Raw genomic sequence first — 7,957 nt, forward strand, 5'->3', positions numbered from 1 at the left:
GTGTCGTTATAAGGTGTATTTCGATTTCATCAGGGTCTTGATGTCTTGCACGCACTCGTCGCCCGTCAACTGGTGTTTCAAGCCCAGGCGCATGCGCCCCTCCGTATCGAGCACATAGCTGATGGCCGTGTGGTCCATCGTGTAAGAGCTGCCGCTGGGCACGCGACGGTAGAAGACCTTGTAGTTGAAGGCCGTCTGCGCCGTCGCCTGCGGGTCCGTGCGCAAGCCCAGAAAACTGGGGTCGAAGGCGCGCATGTACTCGCCCAGCAACTCGGGCGTGTCGCGTTCGGGATCGATGCTGATGAAGATCACTTGCAGTTTATCCCCATCGGTGCCCAGTTTCTGGCGGATTTCCAGCGCGCGCGACAGGGCTGTCGGGCAAACGTCCGGGCATTGCGTAAAGCCAAAGAAGACCATCACATACTTGCCCGTGAAATCGGCCAGGGTGTAGACCTTGCCGTCGGGGCCGCTCAATTTGAAGTCGGGCTTGTAATCGCCTCCCGTCAAGTCCAGACCGTTGTAATGGGGTTTCGGTGCTTGTTCGCAAGCGGCAAGCGTGAGCAATCCCGCCGTGCCGGCGAGAAGAAAAAGACGACGTTTCATGGTAATTTCGGCCCAATGGGCGTAGTTGAGACAAGTGAGGACGTAGAAGGCGTGACTGGTGCGTTCAGGCAGGCAAAGGGGGACCGCGCGGGCTGGCGCCCAGCCATGCAAACTGGGGCCGCGGCGCCTGGTAAAACAATGGCGGATAGTGGTCGTGGCCCGTGATGACGGCCAGCGGCGAGGATGACGATGGCGGCAAGCCCACGCTACCCGCGTGACTCATGCAGAACGGGCAATGCTCGATGTGGTGCAGTACGGAATCGGTGGTGGATTTGACGGCTGGCGCCAGGTCCGCTTGCGTGTAGACGGCGCCGCTGGCCGAGCATATCTCGACGGCGGCATTGTTCGTGTTCGCGTGCAGCGAGGCAAACGCATACGACAGGGACGGTGACAGTGCATTGAGCAGTATCGCCAGGCAGGCGAACCACATATGCCACTGTTTGCGCTTCAATAATGATCCCATGGCCCCGATTATAGCGGAGTCTGGCTATCGCGTTACGCAGGCGCGCCCGCCTGGCCCCGCAGGAACAGGCTGGGACGTACGCCGGCCACGTCCACGCAGGCGTCGCAAAACGCGGGGATCGAGGCGAAACCGGAGCCGGCCGCCACTTGCGCCAGGTCGCGCTCGCCGCCTTCGCCATCGGCGCCCGCTTGCGCCGCCGTGTGCAGCGCGTGCGCCAGGCGCTGCTCGCGCACCAGGCTGAGCAATGCCTCGCCCTCGGCAAACAGGCGCGCGCGCGCCTTGTGCGGCGTCACTTGCCACAGGGCCGCCAGGCGCGCCGCCGTCCATTTGCCTTGCGGCGTATCAAAGATGTGCTGCGCCAGCGCCTGGCTCCAGCGCTTGCCGCCGCCATGACCTGCCTGCGCGTCATCCTCTTCCAGCGCCAGGGTGAACACGGCCGGCTTGCCCCGCCCTGGCATCACGTCGCAGGCGAAGCGCAAAAAAGCGGGCACGACAAAACTGTCGCCGCTGCCCAGTTTCTTGGTGGTGATTTCATTATGCAAAGTCACAAAACCCTGACGCACGGTGACGCGCAGCCTGAGCGGAAAGCGCAAGCCCAGCAAGTGCAAAGGATGATCGGAAACGAGGGCCATGCGTCAGGTCAATGTGGTGAGCGAGCCGCCAGCATGCCACACATCGCGCAAACAGTCTGTCATCACAGCGACGCGACGCCATAGCGGCGCAAGCCGTTCAGGTCCACCACGCGGATGGATTGATAGGCGATGCTGATCAGTTTCAGTTCGGCGAGTCTGCCCAAGGCCAGGTTCACCCGCTGGCGCGAAATGCCGGTCAGCAAGCCGATTTCTTCCTGCGACAGCTCAAGCACGCTGGAGGTGCGCGGATATAACATGGGATGGAATAGCTGCGCGATGGCTTGCGCCACTTGCGCATCGACGGCCAGCAGGCGCTGGTTCTGGATGGTGGCGATGAATTGCCCCATGCGCTCGTTCAATTGGCGGATCACAAAGGCATTGAAGGAGAGGCTCTCGGCCAGCAGCAGATGAAACAGGTCCGCCGGCACCAGGATGATGTTCGCGGCGCGCACGGCCACCACGTCGTAGCGGCGCAGTTCGCGCTTGAGCACGCTGCCCTCGCCGCACCAGCCGCCCGCCGGCACGCCGGAAAACGTGGCGCCGCGCCCATCGGCGTTGTAGACGGCCAGCTTGATCAAGCCTGTGTGCACGCCGAGCCAATGCAGCGACGGTTCGCCGCGTCGCGTGATGAAGGCGCCCGCCGCGTAATGCCGGAGCACGCTGCCGGCACGCAGCAGGGCCTGATGCCCGGCATCGAGGGCGGTGAACCAGTCGTGGCTATCGAGTTCGGGCACGGCACGGTCTACACTATCGTTGCTATCCATTCCATCCTTCAGTTGTCACTAAGATGACAGTGATTTTCCAGCGCCGGTGCTATGCTAGCCGGTATCAATCCCGAAACAGGGAGCTGCAGAATTCCAGTACCAATATTATTTACCAGGAGACAAGCATGACAGCTGATTTCAACACCGGCCTCGGCAAAAACAGCGCCAACTACGCCGCCCTCACCCCGCTCGACTATATCGCCAGGGCAGCGGCAGTATATGGCAATCGCCTGGCAATTGCACATGGCGCCGTGCGCCAAAGCTGGCGCGAAACGTATGCGCGCACGCGCCGGCTGGCCTCCGGCCTCGTCAAGCTGGGCGTGGGCACGGGCGACACGGTGGCCGTGATGCTGCCGAACACGCCCGCCATGGTGGAAGCGAGCTTTGGCGTACCCATGACCGGCGCCGTCCTCAACGCCCTGAACATCCGCCTGGACCTGGCGGCGCTGACCTTCATGCTGCGCCACGGCCAGGCGAAAGTCTTGCTGGCCGACACCGAGTTTGCCGAGCTGGCGCGCCAGATGGCGGCGCAGATTCCCGGCTTGCGCGTGATCCAGGTCAACGACGTGCTGGGACCGGAAGTGGACGCTTTTTCCGACCTCGACTATGAAAGCTTGCTGGCCAGCGGCGACCCCGATTACGACTGGCAGCCCCCAGCAGATGAGTGGGATGCCATCGCCCTCAACTACACATCCGGCACCACAGGCGACCCGAAAGGCGTGGTCTACCATCACCGGGGCGCGGCCCTGAATGCCCTGTCGAACATATTAGAGTGGGACATGCCCAAGCATGCCGTGTATCTGTGGACCTTGCCGATGTTCCACTGCAATGGCTGGTGCTTCCCATGGACCATCGCCGCGCGTGCCGGCGTCAACGTGTGCCTGCGCAAGTTCGAGCCGAAGCTCGTGTTCGACCTGATGCGCGCATTGCGCATCACCCACTATTGCGCGGCACCCATCGTGCATGCGGCCCTGGCCAACGCGCCCGCCAACTGGCGCGACGGCATCGATTGGAGCGTGCGCGGCATGGTGGCTGGCGCGCCGCCGCCTGCCGCCATGGTGGCGAAGATCGAAGCGATGGGCTTTGATTTGATCCACTCGTATGGCTTGACGGAAGTATACGGCCCGGCCGCCATCTGTGCCGAGCAGGATGAGTGGGCAGCGTTGAGCCAGGAAGAACGGGCCGTGTTGAAATCGCGCCAGGGCGTGCGCTACCATTTGCAAAGCGCCGTCGCCGTGATCGATCCGGAAACCATGCAGCACGTGGCGGCCGATGGCGAACAGATCGGCGAGATCATGTTCCGAGGCAACATCTGCATGAAAGGTTATTTAAAGAATGAAAGGGCGACGCAGGAAGCGTTTGCCGGTGGCTGGTTCCACACGGGCGACCTGGGCGTGATGTATCCGGACGGCTATATCAAGCTGAAGGACCGCAGCAAGGACATCATCATTTCCGGTGGCGAGAATATTTCCAGCGTGGAAGTGGAGGATGCGCTGTACCACCACCCGCAAGTGCTGGCCGCCGCCGTCATCGCCCAGCCGGACGAGAAATGGGGCGAGACGCCGTGCGCCTTCGTCGAACTGCGCGAAGGAGCCAGCGTGACGGAAGCGGAACTGATCGCCTTCTGCAAGAACAACCTGGCTGGTTTCAAGGTGCCGAAAGCCATTTATTTCGGCCCCCTGCCCCGCACGTCGACGGGCAAGATCCAGAAGTTCGAATTGCGCAAACGCATGCAGTCGGACAAGGCCATCGACGTCTAAGCCATACCAGTCAGTCGCTTTTGCCCGCCGGCTGCGCCACCACCAGGCGCGACAAGCTGGCGATGCTGGCCACGGCGGCGAACCCTGCCGCCAGGCACAGCGCATACGTCGTGCCTTTGGCGGCGGAAACGGTAAAGCAGTAGGCGACCAGCGCCGCGCCCGTGGCTTGCCCGATCAGGCGCGAGGTGGCCACCACGCCGCTGGCGCCGCCAGCCCGCTCGGGCGGCGCGCTACCCATGATGGCTTTCAAATTGGGTGCCTGGAAAAAGCCGAAACCGATGCCGCACAAGGACATGCGCCAGCCGATGTCAAACGCGCTGGGGTGGGCCGGTATCCATACCAATGTCAGCAAGCCGCCGGCCAGCGCCGCCAGGCCGATGCCGCCCAGCACGCCCGGTGAATAACGGTCGCTCAAACGCCCGGCCACGGGCGCCATCACGGCCACCAGCACGGCCCACGGCGTCATCAAAAAACCCGTTTCGACGGGCGAGCGGCCCAGGGTCACTTCAAAATAGAATGGCAGCGAGACGAACGCCAGCCCCTGCGCGGCAAAGGTGCAGATGGCCGTCAGCGACGACAGCAGGAACAGGGGGCGACGGAACAGGTCGATCGGCAGCATCGGCGCCGCATGTCCCGCCTGGCGGCGCAGCAGCAAGATAAAAAAGATCACCACGGCCACCAGTTCCGGCAGCAAGGTCGACAGGGCCGCGTGATGGGCCGCGTGGCCAAAGAATAAAATCAGCGAGCCGAAGGCGCCCACGTTGTACAGCGCCGTGCGCGCATCGAGCGTGTGCCCGGACAGCCTGGTGGCTGGCAGCATGCGGCTGGCGAGGAAAAAACCGAGCACGCCCAGCGGCACATTGATGGCAAACAGCCACGGCCACGAGGCCGTCGCCAGTATCAGCGAAGCGGCCGTGGGCCCGATGGCGAACGCGACGGCCACCACCAGCGCATTATTGCCGAAGGCGCGGCCCAGCAAATGCTTGGGGTACAGGGCGCGCAGCAGCGCCGTATTGACGCTCATCATGGCGCTGGCGCCGACGCCTTGAAAGAGCCTTGCTACCACCAGCGAGGGCAAGGACCACGCCAGTGCGCAAGCGAGCGAGGCCAGGGTAAATAAAAACATGCCGGAAATAAACACGCGCCGGTAGCCGGCGATTTCGCCGAGGGCGGAAAACGGCAGCAGGGTCGCCACCATCGCCAGCTGATAGACGTTGACGATCCAGACCGAGGCCGCTGGTGTCGTATGCAACTCGCTGGCGATGGCCGGCAAGGCCGTGTTGGCAATCGCCGTATCGAGCGAGGCCATGCCGACGCCGATGGCCAGCGCCAGCATGGCCCATAAACGGGCGCCGGGCGGCAAGCCGTCCTCGCCCACGAGGACGGGCTGCGCCCAATTTTTCTGCTTCATCATGTTCCGCATTGCCTGTTCGTCTAGCCTATCGAGCGTGGCAACTCGCCGCAGGCAAGACACTAGCATGGATAGGCGGACTCTGCCGTGCAAGCAACGCCCATCACTTCTGGCAGTCGATGACCTTGAAATCTTTCGAATAACAGATGCGCAACTCGCCCGAGTGCTTTTCATAGCCGAGCCAGCGGCCCTTCAACTGCGGGTTGTACTGCTTCATCCACTGGAACAGCTCATTCTTCGGCATGGTGCTATCCGGCAATTTCAAGGCCTGGAACAGTTCGCGTTCCTTGTCGAAATACTCCCTGGCCGTACCGAAATCGCAGGCGCCGTGCTTTTCCCATTCGCCCTGCAACAAGGCCTCGCCGGGCTGCATGCACATATAGGGCAGGATGTCGGACGGCGCCAGCTTCGGCAAATTGCCCTTGCAATAGCGTGGGTGCAAGTCTGTCTTGCGCGGCGGCGTCACGGAAATGTCTACACACGTGGCGGGATTGTTCGACTGCGCCCACAGGCCATGCACGATCCAGCCGAAGTGGTTGCTCTCGGCGCACTGGAAGGCGGCCTTCTTTGACACTGCGCCACGGCGGCGCTGGCTGTCGCAAAAGCCGGGCGACCACGACAGCGCCAGCATGAAGTAATCAGTGGGTACGTTGGTGCTTTGCTTGTAGCAGGTGTTTTTCTCGTCCGACGGCTTGACGTCGTAATCGATATAGCTGACATTGCGGGGCATGGCGCACGTGGCGTCGGCCGCATGCACGGCGCCAGCGGACAGGCTGAGGAAAACGGCGGCCAGCGCCGGCAAGACAGTTCGCAATTGCATCAGGTTTCCCTTTCAAGATATAAAAACGCCGGCAACTGAGTGCCGGCGCGGTATCAATCCAACAAGCTGATCAGCAAACTTTATGCATCCAGCCATGCGTATCCGGCGCCGTGCCATGCTGCAAGCCCAGCAGCGCTTCGCGCAAGGCCAGGGTGACGGCGCCGTTTTCATTATTGTTGATGGTCATTTCAAAGCCATTGGCCTTGGCCACGCCCACGGGCGTGATGACGGCGGCCGTGCCGCAAGCGAACACTTCGGTCATGCGGCCCGAGGCGATATCGTCGCGCCATTGCTGGACGGACAATTTACGCTCTTCCGTCGCATAACCGAGGTCTTTCGCCATGTCCAGCAGGCTGCGGCGGGTGATGCCTGGCAGCAAGGTACCCGTCAGTTCCGGCGTCACGACGGTGATTTTCTCGCCATCCTGGTAGACAAAGAACAAATTCATGCCGCCCATTTCTTCGATGAATACACGGTGCACGGCGTCCAGCCAGACGACCTGGTCGCAGCCCTTTTCCTGTGCTTGCGACTGGGCCATCAGGCTGGCCGCGTAGTTGCCCGCGCATTTCGCTTCACCCGTGCCGCCAGGCGCGGCGCGCACGAAGTCTTCGCTGATCCACACGGTGACGGGTTTCACGCCTTTCGGGAAATAGGCGCCAGCTGGCGAGGCGAACAGCACGAACAGGTATTCTTCCGAAGGACGCACGCCCAGGTAAGGATCGGTGGCGATCATCAGCGGACGCATGTACAGGCTCTCGCCCGTGTTCTTCGGCACCCAGTTGCGGTCTTGTGCAATCAGCGCGTCGCCCGCTTCCAGGAACAGCTCGGCGGGGATGGCCGGCATGGCCAGGCGCGCGGCGCTGCGGTTGAAACGGGCCGCATTCTGTTCTGGACGGAAAGTCTTGATGCTGCCGTCAGGCTGGGCAAACGCTTTATAACCTTCGAAGATGGCCTGGCCGTAGTGCAGGGACGAGGCGGACGGGTCCAGCATCAGCGGGCCGTACGCCTTCAATTCACCCTGCTGCCACTTGCCGTCGCGGTAAGGAATCACCACCATGTGGTCGGTGAAGATGCGGCCGAAGGCGGGATTGACCATGCGCGCGGCGCGCTCGGCGTCGGACAGGGGGTGGGCGGATGGGGTGACGACGAGATTCGGTGTGGAAGTGGTCATGGCAGCAATGGGAACTAGTGAACAGTATCCCTATTGTAGCGCCTAAGGCGCCTGATCAGGCAAACGAGGATGGCCAGGAGGATGGCAAAACAGCGGCCCCGCCACAAGAGAACCAGCGCCATCATTTGCGAATGATTCTCGTTTGCGTTATTATATCAGCCTTCCTTCTTCCCTGCCACGCCTGACGCCCTGCCTGGCAGCGCTATCGAAAGCCGCCATGACGACTATATGGACGCCTCCCGTTTGGCAAGGTGATTTTGTGTGTTTCAGACAGGCTAGGCTGCAGTTCTATATCCGGCCTTGTTGCAGTTGTATTGCTCTGCGGGCCCCGAT

Annotated in this window: 8 protein-coding genes; 1 reads left to right on the top strand and 7 read right to left on the bottom strand. The window is 62.2% G+C overall.

Annotated elements, in window-relative coordinates:
* Nucleotides 1-6: 6 nt before the first annotated feature.
* The 4 genes from ACQ4WP_RS20725 to ACQ4WP_RS20740 all read right to left on the bottom strand — a co-directional run bounded on the left by ACQ4WP_RS20725 (nt 7) and on the right by ACQ4WP_RS20740 (nt 2,462).
* Nucleotides 7-603, bottom strand: a complete 597-nt coding sequence (locus ACQ4WP_RS20725; protein ID WP_436523918.1) for an SCO family protein — start codon at nt 601-603, stop codon at nt 7-9.
* Between the two features lie 64 nt (nt 604-667).
* Nucleotides 668-1,054, bottom strand: a complete 387-nt coding sequence (locus tag ACQ4WP_RS20730; RefSeq protein ID WP_436523920.1) for a DUF2946 domain-containing protein — start codon at nt 1,052-1,054, stop codon at nt 668-670.
* Nucleotides 1,055-1,098: 44 nt separating this feature from the next.
* Entirely contained in the window at nt 1,099-1,698 is a 600-nt protein-coding gene (locus ACQ4WP_RS20735; RefSeq protein WP_436523922.1) for a helix-turn-helix domain-containing protein, read from the bottom strand.
* 62 nt (nt 1,699-1,760) lie between these two features.
* Nucleotides 1,761-2,462 (bottom strand): Crp/Fnr family transcriptional regulator, encoded by a 702-nt coding sequence (locus ACQ4WP_RS20740; RefSeq protein ID WP_436523924.1) that lies wholly within the window; start codon nt 2,460-2,462, stop codon nt 1,761-1,763.
* Nucleotides 2,463-2,587: 125 nt separating this feature from the next.
* On the opposite strand from ACQ4WP_RS20740, the gene ACQ4WP_RS20745 reads away from it, so the two are divergent.
* A complete protein-coding gene (locus ACQ4WP_RS20745) occupies nt 2,588-4,222 on the top strand; it encodes an acyl-CoA synthetase (RefSeq protein WP_436523926.1) in 1,635 nt (544 codons plus the stop codon).
* A 10-nt stretch (nt 4,223-4,232) separates the two neighbouring features.
* On the opposite strand, the gene ACQ4WP_RS20750 is transcribed toward ACQ4WP_RS20745, so the two are convergent.
* The 3 genes from ACQ4WP_RS20750 to ACQ4WP_RS20760 all read right to left on the bottom strand — a co-directional run bounded on the left by ACQ4WP_RS20750 (nt 4,233) and on the right by ACQ4WP_RS20760 (nt 7,624).
* Nucleotides 4,233-5,636, bottom strand: a complete 1,404-nt coding sequence (locus ACQ4WP_RS20750; RefSeq protein WP_436523928.1) for an MFS transporter — start codon at nt 5,634-5,636, stop codon at nt 4,233-4,235.
* A 100-nt stretch (nt 5,637-5,736) separates the two neighbouring features.
* Complete coding sequence (locus ACQ4WP_RS20755) at nt 5,737-6,453, bottom strand: ribonuclease T2 family protein (RefSeq protein ID WP_436523930.1); 717 nt, start codon at nt 6,451-6,453, stop codon at nt 5,737-5,739.
* Nucleotides 6,454-6,523: 70 nt separating this feature from the next.
* Nucleotides 6,524-7,624 (bottom strand): branched-chain amino acid aminotransferase, encoded by a 1,101-nt coding sequence (locus ACQ4WP_RS20760; RefSeq protein WP_436523932.1) that lies wholly within the window; start codon nt 7,622-7,624, stop codon nt 6,524-6,526.
* Nucleotides 7,625-7,957: the final 333 nt, after the last annotated feature.

Source organism: Janthinobacterium lyxosi (assembly GCF_051380665.1).
Lineage (GTDB): Bacteria > Pseudomonadota > Gammaproteobacteria > Burkholderiales > Burkholderiaceae_D > Janthinobacterium.

What these genes read in the sequence shown, in the direction of transcription:
- ACQ4WP_RS20725 (WP_436523918.1), bottom strand. Translation starts at nt 603, where the DNA reads ATGAAACGTCGTCTTTTTCTTCTCGCCGGCACGGCGGGATTGCTCACG.
- ACQ4WP_RS20735 (WP_436523922.1), bottom strand. Translation starts at nt 1,698, where the DNA reads ATGGCCCTCGTTTCCGATCATCCTTTGCACTTGCTGGGCTTGCGCTTT.
- ACQ4WP_RS20740 (WP_436523924.1), bottom strand. Translation starts at nt 2,462, where the DNA reads ATGGATAGCAACGATAGTGTAGACCGTGCCGTGCCCGAACTCGATAGC.
- ACQ4WP_RS20745 (WP_436523926.1), top strand. Translation starts at nt 2,588, where the DNA reads ATGACAGCTGATTTCAACACCGGCCTCGGCAAAAACAGCGCCAACTAC.
- ACQ4WP_RS20750 (WP_436523928.1), bottom strand. Translation starts at nt 5,636, where the DNA reads ATGATGAAGCAGAAAAATTGGGCGCAGCCCGTCCTCGTGGGCGAGGAC.
- ACQ4WP_RS20755 (WP_436523930.1), bottom strand. Translation starts at nt 6,453, where the DNA reads ATGCAATTGCGAACTGTCTTGCCGGCGCTGGCCGCCGTTTTCCTCAGC.
- ACQ4WP_RS20760 (WP_436523932.1), bottom strand. Translation starts at nt 7,624, where the DNA reads ATGACCACTTCCACACCGAATCTCGTCGTCACCCCATCCGCCCACCCC.